The following is a 16539-nucleotide window of genomic DNA, read 5'->3' on the forward strand; positions in this document are numbered from 1 at the left end:
ATTTTAGTTATTCAGATAAGTATTTCCAAAAATTTCCGAAATGACAACACGCTTCAACGAAAATTGCAACGCAACCTGTGGTATTATCAATCTGCGCTAAACACGGCGTGGTACTAAAATGGGAGTACGAAATGTCTGGAAAATTTGTCGTCGGCTATGACGGCAGCGACGCGTCCAAAAGGGCGTTGGAATTTGCTGTCGAACGAGCCAAATCTCAAGGTGGCAGCATCTTGGTTGCGCATGTATTGGAGTGGTCGCCCTATTCCTTTCTGACGCCATTTGAGCTGGAAGAGCGCCACAAAAGACGCAACGAAGAACTGGCGCGCGCAAAAGAAGCGTTGATGGATCCGGCTGTCGCAGCGTTGGCAGATAGCGGTGTCGAAATCGAAACCGACATCAAATATGGCCATATCTCCAAGACGTTGGCCAGAATTTGCACCGAGTCCGGCGCTTCGCAGATCGTGATTGGCCGTGATGGCGAGACCGATATAGGCGCGCGGGTCTTTGGCTCAGTCGCCAGCTCTTTGGCACAGGTCGCGCCTGTTCCATGCACAATCGTTCCATAAATAAACAAAAATCAGGGATAGTCATATGTTTCGAAATTTGACCTATGCGGCAACGGCCGCGGCCGGCCTGGCACTGACCAGCGCACCGGCAATGGCGCAAACGCTTGATGAGAAGGTAAACGCGATGTTTGCCAGCTCCACAGGCTGGTTCGTCAACCTTATCTTCAGCCCCTTCCCGGGTACAAACTTCCCGTGGATCGTGGCGTGGCTGGTGGTTGCGGCCACTATCTTCACGCTCTACTTCGCGTTCATTCAGTTCCGCGCGTTCCCGCACTCCATTGCGCTCGTCAAAGGGGATTACTCCGACCCAAATGACGCGGGCGAAGTCAGCCACTTCCAGGCCCTTGCAACGGCGCTTTCGGGCACCGTGGGGCTTGGTAACATTGCCGGTGTGGCCGTGGCCATTGGCATCGGTGGACCGGGTGCAACCTTCTGGATGATCCTGGCCGGTCTCATGGGCATGGCCTCGAAATTCACCGAATGTACGCTGGGTGTGAAATACCGGAATGAATACGAGGACGGCACCGTTTCGGGTGGTCCCATGTACTATCTGACAAAAGGGTTCGCCGAACGCGGCAAGCCAGGTGGCAAAATCCTTGCGGTCATGTTCTCGATCTTCTGTATCCTTGGCGCCCTTGGTGGCGGCAACATGTTCCAGGCAAACCAGGCGCATGCACAGATCACTAATGTCGTCGGCGACTATCCGGGCTGGATCACCGGCGTGATCTTTGCCGGTGTGGTTTTTGCCGTAATTGTTGGCGGTTTGAAATCCATCGCCAAGGTGACTGAAAAAGTCGTGCCGATCATGGGCGTGATGTATGTGCTGACAGCGCTGGTCATCATTCTGATGAATGCGGATCAGATCGGTTGGGCCTTTGGCCAGATCTTTGAAGGCGCCTTTACCGGCCTCGGCGTTGCCGGTGGCATGGTGGGTGCGCTGATCCAAGGCTTCAAACGGGCCGCGTTCTCGAACGAAGCGGGCGTTGGTTCGGCGGCGATCGCACACTCCGCGGTGCGCACCAAAGAGCCGATCACCGAAGGGTTTGTCTCGCTTCTGGAGCCGTTTATCGACACCGTTGTGATCTGTACCATGACCGCATTGGTGATCATCATCACCGGTCAGTTGCTGGTAGATGAAAACACCGGCCTCTACATGCTGAACGAAGCGGGCACCGCGATTGCCACGGTTGATGGCAACTCGGGTGTGGCGCTGACCTCAGCGGCGTTCTCGTCGGCGATCGGTGGGTTCAAATACATCCTCGCGATTGCGGTGATCCTCTTTGCCTTCTCAACCATGATCAGCTGGTCTTACTACGGCCTCAAGGCTTGGACCTATCTCTTCGGTGAAGGCAAGACGACAGAATTGGTGTTCAAGATCATCTTCTGCATCTTCGTTGTGATTGGTGCGGCGGCCAGCCTTGGCCCAGTCATCGACTTCTCGGATGCGGCGATCTTTGCCATGGCAGTTGTCAACATCATCGGGCTCTACGTCCTGATGCCGGTCGTCAAGGCCGAGTTGGAAAGCTACATGAGCCGGTTGAAATCGGGCGAGATCAAGAAATACGCCTGATTGAAATCCGATAAAATCGTCAAGGCCGGTGCGCAATGCATCGGCCTTTTCATTTTCAGAGCCTGCGATCTTTGCGAAAGAGCAGCAGGATCGCCGCGATGGAAACCAGGCCTGATGCGGACGCCACAATCAACGCCGATTGATAATCACCACCCAGGTCGTAGAGTACCCCGGCAAGCCAGGGGGCGAACAACCCCGCAGCCCCCCATGCGGTGAAAACACGGCCATAGATACGCACCCCATCTGCCCCCTCATAGAGACGGGCGATGATCGCCGGATAGGCCGCGATTGTCCCGCCATAGGCAAACCCAATCACCCCGAGCGCAAGGAACGCCCCACCGATACTGTCGAGCATTGCCAATGCCATCGCGGCAAGTGCTGACACCAACGGCAAACCGGTCAACAAGCGCGCCGGGGAAATGCTGTCGGCCCATTTGCCGCCGAACAAACTGCCACCAAGATTGCAGATTGAGACAAACACGGGCGCGGTCCAACTGGGCCCCATCGCACCGAAGGACCGCGAGAGACCAGCCGCGTGCCCCATCACCATCAAACCTGTCGCAACACCAGCGCCATAGCCGATCCAAAAGAGCATCAGGTTGCGCCGCGAAACGCGACGCGTCGATTGCTGCACGTCCTGCAAATGAAAAGACGCACGGGAGATATGCATCAAGGCGGCACAAAGGATACCGATCACGATCAACACACCGGCCAGCCCCAACATCGCAAGCCTGAAACCACCCGCGGCCGAGAACAAGGCCGGAGCGGCAACAGCACCAAAGGCGTAGGCCGCAGTGACGCATCCCATGGCAATACCCTTGCGGTCTGGATTTGCCTGCGCTGCAATTTGCAGGCCGAACCCGTATCCAAGCCCGTTTGCCGCGCCAAAAATGATGCTGTAGCCAAACCAGACCTGCCACAACGTCGATGCGTGGCGGGCTAGCCCCACGCCCAGAACCGCCAACAGGCAAATGGCAAGCACAAGCAGGGAAGGTCGGATCCGCGTGTAAACGTGATGCCCCCACAACACGGCCAGCGTCAGGCTCATCAATGCCAGCGAATACGTGAAACTGACCCGAGCGCGTGATTGGTCAAACTGGACCTCCAGCGGAAACAGAAAAACGGAAAACGCATGCACGGACCCCAATACCGCTGCCAAAAGTGACGCCGCGATCAGAACGCCGGTTCCGTTCGCGCAGGGGTCATGGGGCTGGGTTTGGGCCATGCCGGACCGTAGCGGCCAAAGGAAATCTGCGCAATCTGGGTCAAGCCATGCGCGAAGCCCGCGGAAAGGGCCTTTCCCTAGGCGCCGAACGCGGTAATGTCTGCGCAGCATGGCGGTCTTTCGAACACTCATCTGCACGCTTGTACTTTTGGCACCCGGTCTTGCACTTGCGCATGCCTCAGAGCAGGGGTTTGTGCTCTTGCTGCCCACGGATGTCTATATTGGTGCCGGCGTTGCCAGCGTGGCGTTGACGGTTGTGTTGCTGGCGCTCATGCCCGCCCGTATGGCCTCGGGTATCTTCCGGCCAGCACGGCTATTTTCCCGTCAAACAGGGTCGCTCCACCTTGTCACCAGCTGCATTGCGGCTTTGCTTCTGGCCGTATCCGTCTGGATTGGCCTCACCGGCACGCGTGATCCTTTGGCAAATCCCCTGCCGCTTCTGGTTTGGACCGTGTGGTGGATCGGCTTGGTCTCACTGCAAGGCTTGATTGGCAATCACTGGCGCTGGACCAATCCCTGGACCGGTCCGATCGTCCTGTTGACGCGTATGACTGGGCTTCACCCCTTGATGCGTTACCCAAGCGCATTGGGCTACGCGCCCGGTATTTTGTTGTTCCTTGCCTTTGCCGCCCTTCTTTTGGCAGACCCCGCGCCCGCCGATCCCGGACGCCTTGCGCTGTTTGCCGGGGGATATTGGTACCTCACGATGTTTGGTGTTCTGCTTTTTGGGCCACGCTGGATGGTCCGGGCCGAGGCCTTGACGATCCTGATGCGATGCTACGGCCGCACTGCCCCCTTCGGTGCTTTGGGCAGGCGCCTTGCTATTGGGCTTCCCGGTTGGCGGATCACATTGCGCCGCAACGTGCCGTTTGGACTGGCCATCTTCATCCTGATCCTGCTGGGAACGGGCAGTTTTGATGGCCTGAACGAAACCTTTTGGTGGCTAGGCGTTTTGGGCCTGAACCCATTGGAATTCCCAGGGCGCAGTGCGGTTGTAACGCCAACCCTGATCGGCCTGTTCGCGGCAAATGCCGCGCTTATTGCCAGCTATGGCTTATGCATCTGGCTCGGCTTGCGGATTGCGCAGACCAACACAGGTTTTGGCGACGCTTTTCGCCTCTTTGCCCCCTCGATCCTACCCATCGCGCTTGGCTACCACGTGGCGCATTACCTGACGAGTTTCATGGTGGATGGGCAATACGCACTCAAAGCCGCCACAGACCCACTGAACAACGGGTCCGATTTGCTGGGGCTTGGGCAGTTTTACGTCACCACCGGTTTTTTCAATACCGCCAGCAGTGTTCGAACGATCTGGCTGGCGCAGGCCGGGGCCGTCGTGATCGGTCATGTGGTGGCCATTTTGCTGGCACATGCGCTGGCTCTGCATGCGTTCGGAACCGCGCGGCGCGCAACTCTATCACAGGCACCATTGGCCCTGTTCATGGTGCTCTACACGTTCTTTGGACTTTGGTTGCTGGCGTCACCACGCGGTTAAAAACTGCATTTTACTGGACAATTCCAACCCCACTTCGCAAGGTAATGTGTGATTTAGGCCAATCTCTTTTTTGAGCGGTCAGACATGGGAGACAATTGATATGACGAAATCCACCAACCGTCGCACAGCACTCAAGACACTTGCCGCCGGTGTGGGCGCCGCAAGTTTGCCGATGTGGGCACGCTATACCAATGCGCAAACGGCAGAGCCGATAAAGATTGGCTTTCAGGTTCACCGCACGGGGATTGGTGCCGCATATGGCCGCTGGTATGGCCGAACAACCGAGGCTGCGGTCAAACTGATCAACGATGGTGGCGGTATCAACGGCCGCATGGTGGAGATTGTTGCAGAGGATGACGGCACAGATCCGAAACGCGGCGCCGAAGTGGTCGAAAAGTTTGCCACACAGCATAATTGCGATGTGGGGTTCGGCACCCTCTTCAGCCATGTTGTGATCGGCTCCTCCCCGCGTGCCGGCGAACTTAAACTACCCTATTTCGTGGTCTCGGAAGGCCATCACGTAGCGAGCGGTATCCTGAACCGCTATACGCTTCAGCCCGGCATCACGGACGTTAAAAGTCAGGTTCAGGCGATGGCGCCTTATGTGGCCGAAAATCTGGGTAAGAAAGTCACGATGGTGTTCCCCGATTTCGCGTTCGGACATGACCACCGCGATTTCTTTACAGCCGCGATTGAGGCTCAGGGCGGTGAAGTGCTGGAGCATATCGCAATTCCTCCGTCTGAGACTTCCTTCACCAAATACTTCCCCAAAATCCCTCGCGAAACTGAAGTGCTGTACCACGTAATGGTCGGGCCAGCTGTTCTGACGTTCGTCAAGGAACTCGGCGAATTCTTTGGCTCCCAACGCCCCGAGATGTTTGGCTTTATCGACAGTCTGGAAGCGGTGGATATCTCCAGCCCGGGGCTGGACTACCTTGAAGGCACGTATTTCTGGGAAGGTAACCCACGCAACGCACAACCGGATCAATCCGAGCATGATAAATTCTACCGTGCTGCGGTTGGCGTAGATGAAAACGGCGCATCGATCAGTGACCCCACCGATGTGTCCACCTATGCGCATATGTTTGGATGCTGGGAAACACTCCACGTGATCAAGGATGGCATGGAGGCTGCAGGATATCAGAGCACAGCCGACAGGGCCAAACTGATCGAAGCGGTGGAAGCCATGGGGGAAATGCCCGCGTCGCAAGCGCACCCGCAGGGCGCAAAGGTATTCAATGGCAAGACCCACCAGGTCTTTGGACACCAGTACATTTCACGAGTGGAAAGCGGCAGATTGGTCAAGGTGCATACGACCTCAATCGAAGACACGCTTTATCCCGATGAAGTGGATTACACCACGCAGTCATTCTGAAAAAGTAGTCCGCCCCGGCGTTGTTTCCGGGGCGGCACCCTCACCCCAACGCGCGTCAAAACTGCCTTAAATTGACGCGTGAACGGGCTGAAGACCTTCGAGCCATTCCACGAAAGCATCGACAGCATCAGCGTGATCGCTTTGCCCAGGATCCGCCAAAAAGTATCCATAGGAAGACAGCTCGATTGGCGAAAGACGAAAGAGCCTTTGGTCGTCAAGTTCTGCGGTCACAAACGCATCCATCAAAGCAATCCCCTGCCCGTCAATGACGGCCTGCACCCGGACATTGGGATCAGGAATAATCAAAGCGTCTTTGCGATTTTGAGAGGATAATCCAGCCACGTCCAACCAATCGGTCCAGGCGTTGCTGTCATCATGGTCGCGTAACAACGTCAGTTCCGACATTGCCTGTTCCAGGCCCACCTCTTCGACTTTTTCGGCTGCGTCACGGTTGCCAACAGGCCATGCAGGCATCCGCATGAAGGGCGTAATCTCAACATCTGTCCATTCCCCGCTGCCCCACCGGATGGCCAGATCGACACCTTGGTGTTCAAGATCGAAAATCTGCGTCAACGGCTGGATCCGCAACTGAATTTTGGGGTTTTGCTGCATGAAGGTCATCAACCGCGGCGACAGCCATCGCGACGCAAAATAGCTCGACATGCCGACTGTCAAAGACTGATCCTGCAGGCGAACCACCTCTTTCAGGGCGGTTTCGATTTCCTTGAACACAGGTGTGACCCGTTCCATCAAATCTCGCCCTTTGGGCGTCAAAACAACCCCACGCGATTGCCGTAGAAACAAACGAACACCCAAGCTTTGCTCCAGCGTTTTGATTTGGTAGCTGATCGCCCCTTTGGTGATGGCCAATTCATCCGCAGCATCCGAAAAACTGCTGTGCCGGGCAACTTCCAGAAACAGGCGCAAAGTGTCGTGATGTTTGAATAATCTAGGCATATCATATGAGTATAAATTTTTTGAACGCAACGTACAGATAAATTCGATTGTCCGGCGGAGAGTTCTCATAAATCCTCGACCTGAATGCTGAGACAAAGGGACAGGTGTTGGGAAATTTTGACGCATCTTCGACCCAGGTGGCCCGCCGTTCCGGTCGGCGCAGGGCCGGATGTCGTCCTGTGCCACCTTACCCCGCGCCGGTCCTGCAGGCACGAAAAGTACCGATGTATCACCTGTTGGACGAAACGGCGCTCACGGCAATTGAAGCGCAAGCGGATTGGATATTGCAGAACATCGGCATCGAGTTTCGCGGTGATCAAACCGCCCTTGATTTGTTCGATGCCGCCGGTGCAACGGTCACAGGTCAACGCGTCACCTTCGAGCCCGGACTTGCCCGGCATTTGTGCTCCACAGCCCCGCCAGTGTTTCGCCTGCATGCGCGCAACCCGGCCCATTCCCTGACCCTGGGCGGCGATCACGTGGTGCTGATGCCCGGTTATGGATCGCCCTTTGTCACTGATCTTGAGAAGGGCCGCCGATATGCGACGCTTCGGGACTTCCAAAACTTCGTCAAACTTACGTATCATTCACCCTGGCTGCATCATTCCGGAGGTACCGTCTGCGAACCAACCGATGTGCCGGTCAACAAGCGGCACCTGGATATGGTGCTGGCACACCTGACACTGTCCACCAAACCCTTCATGGGCGGTGTTACATCGCCAGAACGGGCGCAGGACAGCATCGATATGGCGCGGCTGGTGTTCGGCGCGGACGTCATGGACGAACACGCGGTGATGCAGGGCAACATCAACGTCAATTCTCCCCTGATTTATGACGACACAATGTCAGGCGCGTTGCGCGTTTATGCGCAGGCAGGCCAATGCGTCTGCGTCTCTCCGGCGATTTTTGCGGGGGCCATGGGCCCGCTCTCGCCCGCCGCAGTTGTCGCACAAACCCTTGCCGAGGGCATGGTGGGGATAGCCCTTGCACAGCTTGTGCGTCCGGGCTGTCCGGTTGTTCTGGGAAGTTTTCATTCGACAATGAACTTGAAATCCGGCGCGCTGACTTTTGGCTCGCCCGAGGCCAACTTGGCCACCATGGCACTGACGCAGGTCGGGCACCGTCTGGGTGTTCCCGTCCGGTCGGGCGGCGGACAGATCACCGCGTCGAACGCGCCGGACGGACAGGCGATGCAAGACAGCGCAGATGCCATGTGGGCAACACTGATCTCGGGCGCTCATCAGGTCTGGCATGCGGCGGGCTGGTTGGAAGGTGGGCTGGTCATGTCGTACGAGAAATTCGTGATGGACCTCGATCATTGCGGCGCGATGATGACATTGCTTCAGGGCTTTGAGACCACCGATGAAACCTTCGGCAGAGATGCGTATCTCGAAACGCAGCCCGGCGAAAATTTCCTGTCGACGGCGCACACATTGCGCCACTACGCGACCGCCAATTTCCAACCTGACATCCCGGAAGCCGGGCCGTTTGAGACATGGGTCGAAAACGGATCACACACCGCCGCAGAACGCGCAACCGCCCGGTGGAAGAACATATTGGCCGAAGTCACTGATCCACCGATGGATGAAACGATCAAATCAAACCTTATGGAATTCGTCGCCGACCGCAAAGCGTCAATGCCAGACGAATGGTACTAGAAAGGAACCCACATGACCGAAGAACTCAGCCGCAAATCTGCCCTCGCCTCGCGCCACACTGCGCTTGGGTCGGGGTTGGAGGATTGGAATGGAATGGGCACCGCGTGGAGCTATAGTACTGATCCCAATGACGAGCATGATGCCGTGCGCGAGCGCGCCGGTATGTTTGATATGTCACCGCTGAAAAAGGTATTCGTGCGCGGCGCAGATGCAGCGGCGACACTGGACCACCTGACCACACGAGACATCTCCCGGATCAAACCGGGACATGCCGCTTATCTCTGCGTTCTGACGGAAAAAGGCGGTATCGCGGATGATGCCATCGTCTCGAACAACGGCGATGACGAATGGATGATCGTTCACGGCTCCGGCGACACAATGGCATTGCTGGAGGCATCCGCGGCCGGTCGCGACGTTACAGTGGAGTTCACCGACGAACTGCACGATTTGTCGGTTCAGGGGCCCAAATCCTGTGAAATTCTAAACGCACATTGCGATATAGATCTTCCGGCCTTGGGCTATTTTCAACATGCACCGGCAACGCTGTTCGGCCATCCCTGCCATTTGTCGCGCACCGGGTATTCGGGTGAGCGCGGCTATGAGATTTTTGCCGATGCAGCGGTCATAGGGGACATCTGGGACAATCTGGCCACAGAAGGTGTTATGCCATGTTCTTTCACCGCATTGGACAAGGTCAGAATCGAAGCCGGATTGTTGTTTTACGGCTATGACATGACCGAGGACAACACCCCTTGGGAGGTCGGGCTGGGCTTCACGATCAGCACAAAGAAGGGCGCCTTTCGGGGCAAAAGCGCCTTGATGGCATCAAAGGGAAGTGAGGCCGTACACAACGTGTGTCTGGATGTTGCGCATACGGATATGCTCGAAGGCGGCGAAGCCCTGTCACTTGGTGGACGTGAGATTGGAACCGTTAACAGCCCCTGCTTTTCCCACCGGATGAACAAATCACTCGCCCTGGCGCATATCCGTCCGGACATTTCAGTGGGCACCGAGTTGCAGGTTACAGGCAACAACATCAAGACAACCGCCACGGTGGTGAAAGGCCCGGTGTACGATCCGAAAAAGTCCAAAACACACGCATAATTCTGGATTGCGCGTCAAAGCACGAGGCTCAGAAGGAGCGGAAAGGTGACGACCGCAAACAACGTCGAAACCACCACAAGCCCGGCGACGGCCTGAGCGTCCGCCTTGTATTTTTCCGCGATGAGATAGCTTGTGACCGCAGCGGGCGCGGCAAGCTGCAGAACCAATATGCCAAACGCTACTTTTGGCAGATCAAACCATACCGCCACGCCCCAGGCGATGCTGGCGCAAAGCAGCGTTTTGACCAAAGCGATCCAGACAGAACGGCTGATGTTTTGCGGTGTTAAGCGCGCCACGGCGACGCCCAATGTGATCAACATGATCGGAATTGCCATCTGACCCAAAAGCGAAAGCGTATTGGTGATCGCGGTGGGTGTTTCCCACCCCTGCCACAAAAACAAAGCTCCCAACAGCGTCGCCGCCACAATCGGTTCCTTGAACATCGCGACAAGAGAGCCGGACCGCGACACGATCCAGATCCCGAAGGTAAACGTATAAATCGCGGAAATGGCAAATATGACGACGGCATAGCCCAACCCCTCGTCCCCATAGGCGAAAAAGACCACTGGCAATCCGATATTCCCCGTATTTCCCATGGCAATCGGGGCCAGATAGGTGCGGGCGTCCAATTTTGTGAGTTTGACGACAACCCACGCAACACAGGTTGCCAAAACATAGCATGCAACCGCCGCAAGGCTGATCAGCGAAAGCGATTTGGCGGGGATTTCCGTCTCCATCAAAGCCACGAAGATCAGCGCAGGAACCGCCAGCGTCATGGCCAGCCGCGTTACGAATTCGACACGGTACTCAAACCCCAATCGCACCCAGGCAAAGCCAATACCGGCGAGCGCAAAGGTCGGCGCGATAATTTCGATGATCTGGAGGGCGAGGTTCACGGGGCGCTCTGTTGAGTGATTCTTGGGGTCTCGACCTTCTATGTCACACACAACCCTCTGCTGCATCCGATACCTTCAGGGTGCACAGGCAGCGGTAAAGTCTATCTCGCGGGTTCACGAATTGCCACTCTGGATGCGACCGGCTTGCAGGGCCAAGGTTCGCAAACGGCTGCTGGATGGATAATTGTCTCTACCGTTCCAGTTCCGTATATCTGTCTTCGGTTGCTTGGATCATCGCGCATCACACGCCCTGCAAACCAGTTGCAGTTTTTGCCGAACCCCTTGATTCTGGGTCGTCGAGCGATGCCAGCATATCTGAATACTGGTTAGTTTGGCACGTTCACGTCGCGCGATGGATCTGCACGGCCAAAGAAAACCCCACCCCGCGACAAAGCGCAGGATGGGGCCAATGAGATGTTTAAAAACTCACCCGAAGACTTTGGTGAGCGCTTTGTCCACGGCACTGACGATTTCGTCGATATCGTCTTTGGTGGCGATCAACGCAGGTGAGAAGCACAGCGTGTTGTTCAAGCCCGGCAGCGAACGGTTGGTAGCGCCGATGACAACACCTTGCGCCATGCAGTCGCCCACCACAGCCTGAACCAGTTTTTCGTCTGCAGCTTCTTTGGTGGCGCGGTCAGCCACCAATTCGGTGCCAAGGAAAAGACCTTTTCCCCGGACCTGACCGATAACACCATGCCGGTCCTGAAGCGCGCTCAACTGATCAAGCATGTAATCGCCCATCGCGACGGTGTTACCCAACAGGTCTTCTTCCTCGATGATCGCCATGTTTTCCAACGCGGCTGCCGGACCGGCAGTACACCCGCCAAAGGTCGAGATATCGCGGAAATAGTTCATTGGGTCGGTGACGTCATCTTTGAACATGTCAAAGACTTTCTCATTGGTCACGCAGCACGCAATGGCCGCATACCCCGAGGCAACACCTTTGGCCATGGTCACGAAATCAGGTTCGATCCCGTAATGCTGGTAGCCAAACCACGTACCCGTACGGCCTACGCCACAGACGACCTCGTCAATGTGCAGCAGGATGTCGTATTTCTTGCAGATCTCCTGAACGCGCGGCCAGTAGCCTTCTGGCGGCACGATCACGCCACCACCAGCGGTTACCGGCTCAAGGCAGAGCGCGCCCACGGTCTCAGGGCCTTCGCGCAGGATGACCTCTTCGATCGCGTTTGCGGCGGCGATACCATATTCTTCACCGCTCAAATCCCACTGGGCGCGGTATTCGAGGCAATGCGGCACTTCGACAAAACCCGGCGTGTAAGGGCCGTATTGCGCGCCGCGTTCAGGCTGACCACCGGCCGACAGGGTTGTGATGGTCGTGCCGTGGTAATCACGCTCCCGGAAGAGAATTTTGTGCTTCTTGCCGCCAAAACGCTTATGCGCGATCTGGCGCACCATTTTGAAGGCTTTCTCGTTCGCCTCGGACCCTGAGTTTGTGTAGTAAACCCGGCTCATGCCTGGCATCTTCGAAATCAGTTTTTCCGAAAACAGGGCACCCGGGATCGAGCCTGCAGACCCCGCAAAATACGGCAGTTTGATCAGCTGATCGCGAACGGCATTGGCAATACGCTCGCGGCCGTAGCCAACATTGACGGTCCACACGCCACCCGAAACCGCGTCCAGATGTTCTTTGCCTTTTTGGTCCCAAACCCGCATTCCGCGCCCTTCGACGATGATACGAGGGTCGGATTTCGGGTCATCCCCGGTAAAGGGTTCGTGCTGAATCAGATGGTGCCATACGTGGGCGCGATCGGCGTCCACGATTTTGCTGATGTCATTATCCAGAACTTTGCCGTCCATTTGAATTCTCCATCGAATAAAGCCCGATCCAGAGGTCGGGCGTGTTCCGCCGCAGAAACTGCGTTTTTCTGGTATTTATCAGTGGTCAGAATCGCCTTCACTGATAGGGCCAGTTCATATCTTTAATTATTACCAGAATTGCGCAGATTTTGATAGAACTGCCTATAAACCCTTGTTCGCATAGGTGAATTCAACAGAAATGCATCACGAATGACATAGGCGAAGATCAGAGGATTCTGACGCACGATACTGTGCGGCGGTCATCTTGGAAAATGCTCTCGCTATCTAAATCAAGAAAGCGGACTAAGCACGCCAGTCGAAAAACCCTTCGCCGGCTTCGTGCAACAAGGTCTCAGCCATGGCTTTGCCCAAAGCGGCACCATCTTCAATCGGCGCGGTGCGTTCATCGCTCAGGCTTTCGCTGCCATCCGGGCGCAGAATTTCGCCACGCAGGCGCAGGGTGCCACCTTCAAGTTCGGCAAGAGCCGCAATCGGGGTCTCGCATGAGCCATCCAACGTGGCCAGAAATGACCTTTCCGCCGCCAGACGCTGTCCAGTTGGCGCATCGTGCAGTGCGGCCAGCATTTCAGCCGCGCGCCTGTCATCTTCGCGTCTCTCGATCCCGATGGCGCCTTGGGCCACGGCGGGCAACATGACTTCGGGCTCAATCGCTGCGCGCGCGACATCACTTTTGCCAAGCCGGTTCAGACCGGCCATGGCGAGAAACGTACATGCGGCCACGCCATCATCGAGTTTTTTCAGACGGGTCTGTACATTGCCGCGAAACTCCACCACGTCCAAATGCGGATAGGCTACCAGCACCTGCGCCTTGCGCCGGAGCGACGAGGTGCCCACCTTGGCGCCTTCCGGAAGATCGCCCAAAGACGCCACCGATGGTGAAACGAAAGCATCGCGCACGTCTTCGCGCGGCAAATAGCAATCAATCACCAGCCCGCCAGGTTGCAACACCGGCATGTCTTTCATCGAGTGGATGGCGATATCAATGTCACCGGCCAAAAGGGCTTGTTCGATCTCACGCGTGAAAAGCCCTTTGCCACCAATCTCCTTCAGCGGTTTATCCGCATCAATCAGCGTGCGGTCATCACCGGTGGTTTTGATGACCACGATCTCGAACGAGATCCTGGGGCAGTTCAAAGGCAGACGACAGCCTTTCGCGGGTTTCGTACGCCTGTGCCAGCGCCAGAGGAGAGCCGCGCGTCCCCAATTTCATTGGCTGATCGGGCGAAGGTAAATTCAGTGTCATGGCCAAGGTCTAGCCCTGAGTTTCAGCCGTTGCAAGACTGACAGGTTGACATCCCGCCCTGTCAAGGCGACCAAACACGTACAACGGAGGGAAAAGATGGCCGCACAAAAAACGATTCTCAAAGCATTGGCGGGCGAAACACAGGATGTTCCGCCAATCTGGATGATGCGTCAGGCCGGTCGTTACCTGCCGGAATACCGTGCCACGCGCGCCGAAGCGGGGGATTTTCTGTCGCTGTGCTACAATAGTGATCTGGCCACCGAAGTTACCCTGCAACCCATTCGCCGGTACGGATTTGATGCCGCCATTCTATTTGCCGACATTCTGTTGCTGCCTCAGGCGCTTGGCGCCTATCTGTGGTTTGTCACAGGCGAAGGTCCACGCCTATCGACGCTGACCGATCAGTCCGGATTGGATCAGCTCAAACCGGTCTCTGACATTCATGAGACGCTGAACCCCATTTACCAGACCGTCCGCAACCTGTCCGGCGCACTGCCAAGCGAGACCACGCTGATTGGTTTTGCCGGTGCCCCGTGGACGGTCGCCACCTACATGATCGCGGGGCGCGGCACACCGGACCAGGGCCCGGCCCACGCGCTCAAGGACGAAAACCGGGCGGTTTTTGAAGGCCTCCTGGCGCGTTTGACCGAAGCCACAATCGAATATCTGTCAGCCCAGATCGAGGCGGGCGCGGAGGTTGTAAAACTGTTCGACAGTTGGGCGGGATCGCTCAAAGGAGCAGACTTCGACAATTACGCAACCGAGCCTGCGCGTCAGATCATTGCCGCCCTGAAGGCGCGCCATCCGGACACGCCGGTGATCGCATTCCCGCGCGAAGCGGGCGAAAAATACGTGGGCTTCCACAACGCAACCAATGCCGACTGCGTCGCTCTCGACAATTCTGTCGCCCCTGCATGGGCAGCGGAGCATGTGCAAAAGGATGGCTGCGTTCAGGGCAACCTCGCGTCATCGCATATGGTTACGGGCGGCGATGATCTGGTGCGGGAAACCAAAGCCATCGTCGACACGTTCCGTGGCGGGCCCCATATATTCAACCTTGGCCACGGCATCACGCCTGACGCAGACCCAGACAACGTGCAAAAAATGATCGACGCGGTGCGCGACAGCTGAGCGACTGGTCAGAAGTTCTTCGTCCAGTACCGAAGCAGTGAGTTAGTAGCTGTAATCGGCGTAAATCCGGTTGATGTCGCCATCCCAGTCACTCTCAAAACGGTCGAGCAATTCATCCGCGGGCACTTTGCCGCTCTCAACGCTTTCCTTCAGCGCGTTGAGAAAATGGGTTTCGTCCGGCACCAGCCCACCTGCCCCGGTGCAGCCACGCGCGGCAAGCCCGGCCTCGGAAATCTCGAGCACGTCGCGCGCAAGACTGTGCATGTTGATCTTCCCAACCTGCGCCTGAAGTGCCTGTTCGCTTGCCTTAACGCGCAATTCTTCACGGGTCTCGGCATCCCAGTCCTTGCACAGGTCCCATGCCGCATCGAGCGACGATTGATCATACATCAAACCCACCCAGAATGCAGGCAGCGCGCACAGCCTGCGCCATGGTCCACCGTCGGCCCCGCGCATCTCCATGAATTTCTTGATCCGCGCCTCGGGGAATATGGTTGTCAGATGATCAGCCCAGTCGCTCAGTGTCGGTTTTTCGCCGGGAAGCGCGGGCAATTCACCCTTGAGGAAATCCCGAAAGGACATGCCCAGAGCATCCACATATTTGCCATCCCGGTAGACAAAATACATTGGTACATCGAGCGCATAATCGGCGTATTGTTCGAACCCGAAACCGTCATCAAACACAAATGGCAACATACCGGTACGATCGGCGTCAAGATCACGCCAGACACGGGCGCGCCACGATTTGTGCCCGTTCACCTTGCCTTCAAAAAAGGGTGAGTTGGCAAAGAGGGCTGTCGCGACAGGCTGCAATGCCAATGCGACCCGCAGCTTTTTCACCATGTCTGCCTCGGACGCGAAATCCAGATTGACCTGAACCGTGCAGGTACGGCGCATCATGGAACGTCCCATGGTGCCGACTTTTTGCATGTAGGCATCCATCAGCTTGTAGCGCCCTTTGGGCATCATCGGCATGTCGTCATGTGACCATTGGGGGGCCGCGCCTAACCCGATGAACCCGACACCAACCTTGTCGGCAATGTCCTTCACGTCGCGCAGATGGGCATTCACTTCGTCGCATGTCTCGTGGATGGTTTCTACCGGCGCACCGGACAACTCCAGCTGCCCACCGGGCTCCAGGCTGACATTGGCGCCGTCCTTTTCGAGGCCGATCAGTTTGCCACCTTCTTCGAGAGGTGCCCAGCCGTGGCCATCGCGCAACCCTTCAAGCACCGCCAAAACGCTCCGGTCACCGTCATAGGGAATGGGCTGAAGCGTGTCGCGGCAATAGCCGAACTTCTCATGCTCCGTTCCGATGCGCCAATCGTCTTTGGGTTTGCAACCGCTTTCCAGATAGCCTGCCAATTGGTCGTGGCTTTCGATCGGGCCGCCGCCGGATTGAGGGATAGACATGGTGGAATTGCCTCCGCAGGGTATAGAGCGCCAGTCTCTGAAACGGTTGGCCATGGGTGTC

Annotated in this window: 12 protein-coding genes and 1 pseudogene; 7 read left to right on the forward strand and 6 right to left on the reverse strand. The window is 56.8% G+C overall.

Going from position 1 to position 16539, the window contains the following annotated elements; all coding sequences use genetic code 11:
* The first annotated feature begins 131 nt into the window (after positions 1–131).
* Together ACZ1HJ_RS02625 and ACZ1HJ_RS02630 are read left to right on the forward strand one after the other, a co-directional pair.
* Entirely contained in the window at positions 132–566 is a 435-nt protein-coding gene (locus tag ACZ1HJ_RS02625) for a universal stress protein (RefSeq protein WP_472720812.1), read from the forward strand.
* Between the two features lie 25 nt (positions 567–591).
* On the forward strand, positions 592–2136 hold the full coding sequence (locus tag ACZ1HJ_RS02630; RefSeq protein WP_472720813.1) for an alanine/glycine:cation symporter family protein: 1545 nt from the start codon (positions 592–594) through the stop codon (positions 2134–2136).
* Between the two features lie 55 nt (positions 2137–2191).
* On the opposite strand, the gene ACZ1HJ_RS02635 is transcribed toward ACZ1HJ_RS02630, so the two are convergent.
* Positions 2192–3361, reverse strand: coding sequence for an MFS transporter (locus ACZ1HJ_RS02635; RefSeq protein WP_472720814.1), 1170 nt, complete (start codon positions 3359–3361; stop codon positions 2192–2194).
* A gap of 109 nt (positions 3362–3470) precedes the next feature.
* On the opposite strand from ACZ1HJ_RS02635, the gene ACZ1HJ_RS02640 reads away from it, so the two are divergent.
* Complete coding sequence (locus tag ACZ1HJ_RS02640) at positions 3471–4856, forward strand: hypothetical protein (protein WP_472720815.1); 1386 nt, start codon at positions 3471–3473, stop codon at positions 4854–4856.
* A gap of 100 nt (positions 4857–4956) precedes the next feature.
* A complete protein-coding gene (locus tag ACZ1HJ_RS02645; protein WP_472720816.1) occupies positions 4957–6231 on the forward strand; it encodes an ABC transporter substrate-binding protein in 1275 nt (424 codons plus the stop codon).
* 66 nt (positions 6232–6297) lie between these two features.
* On the opposite strand, the gene ACZ1HJ_RS02650 is transcribed toward ACZ1HJ_RS02645, so the two are convergent.
* Positions 6298–7188: a LysR substrate-binding domain-containing protein gene (locus ACZ1HJ_RS02650; protein ID WP_472720817.1), complete on the reverse strand. Its 891-nt coding sequence runs from the start codon at positions 7186–7188 to the stop codon at positions 6298–6300.
* 179 nt (positions 7189–7367) lie between these two features.
* Here ACZ1HJ_RS02650 and ACZ1HJ_RS02655 point away from each other — a divergent pair, with 179 nt between their 5' ends.
* Entirely contained in the window at positions 7368–8846 is a 1479-nt protein-coding gene (locus ACZ1HJ_RS02655) for a trimethylamine methyltransferase family protein (protein ID WP_472720818.1), read from the forward strand.
* 12 nt (positions 8847–8858) lie between these two features.
* Positions 8859–9950, forward strand: a complete 1092-nt coding sequence (locus ACZ1HJ_RS02660; RefSeq protein WP_472720819.1) for an aminomethyl transferase family protein — start codon at positions 8859–8861, stop codon at positions 9948–9950.
* Between the two features lie 14 nt (positions 9951–9964).
* Here the strand turns inward: ACZ1HJ_RS02660 and ACZ1HJ_RS02665 are convergent, their stop codons facing one another.
* The 3 genes and pseudogenes from ACZ1HJ_RS02665 to hemC all read right to left on the reverse strand — a co-directional run bounded on the left by ACZ1HJ_RS02665 (position 9965) and on the right by hemC (position 13934).
* Positions 9965–10846, reverse strand: a complete 882-nt coding sequence (locus ACZ1HJ_RS02665; RefSeq protein WP_472720820.1) for an AEC family transporter — start codon at positions 10844–10846, stop codon at positions 9965–9967.
* A 426-nt stretch (positions 10847–11272) separates the two neighbouring features.
* Positions 11273–12670, reverse strand: coding sequence for an aminotransferase family protein (locus ACZ1HJ_RS02670; RefSeq protein WP_472720821.1), 1398 nt, complete (start codon positions 12668–12670; stop codon positions 11273–11275).
* A gap of 303 nt (positions 12671–12973) precedes the next feature.
* Positions 12974–13934, reverse strand: a pseudogene (gene hemC, locus ACZ1HJ_RS02675) (hydroxymethylbilane synthase).
* A 96-nt stretch (positions 13935–14030) separates the two neighbouring features.
* On the opposite strand from hemC, the gene hemE reads away from it, so the two are divergent.
* Positions 14031–15065 (forward strand): uroporphyrinogen decarboxylase, encoded by a 1035-nt coding sequence (gene hemE / locus ACZ1HJ_RS02680; protein WP_472720822.1) that lies wholly within the window; start codon positions 14031–14033, stop codon positions 15063–15065.
* A 42-nt stretch (positions 15066–15107) separates the two neighbouring features.
* On the opposite strand, the gene ACZ1HJ_RS02685 is transcribed toward hemE, so the two are convergent.
* A complete protein-coding gene (locus tag ACZ1HJ_RS02685) occupies positions 15108–16478 on the reverse strand; it encodes a glutamate--cysteine ligase (protein WP_472720823.1) in 1371 nt (456 codons plus the stop codon).
* Positions 16479–16539: the final 61 nt, after the last annotated feature.

Source organism: Roseovarius sp. JB2-10 (assembly GCF_055693585.1).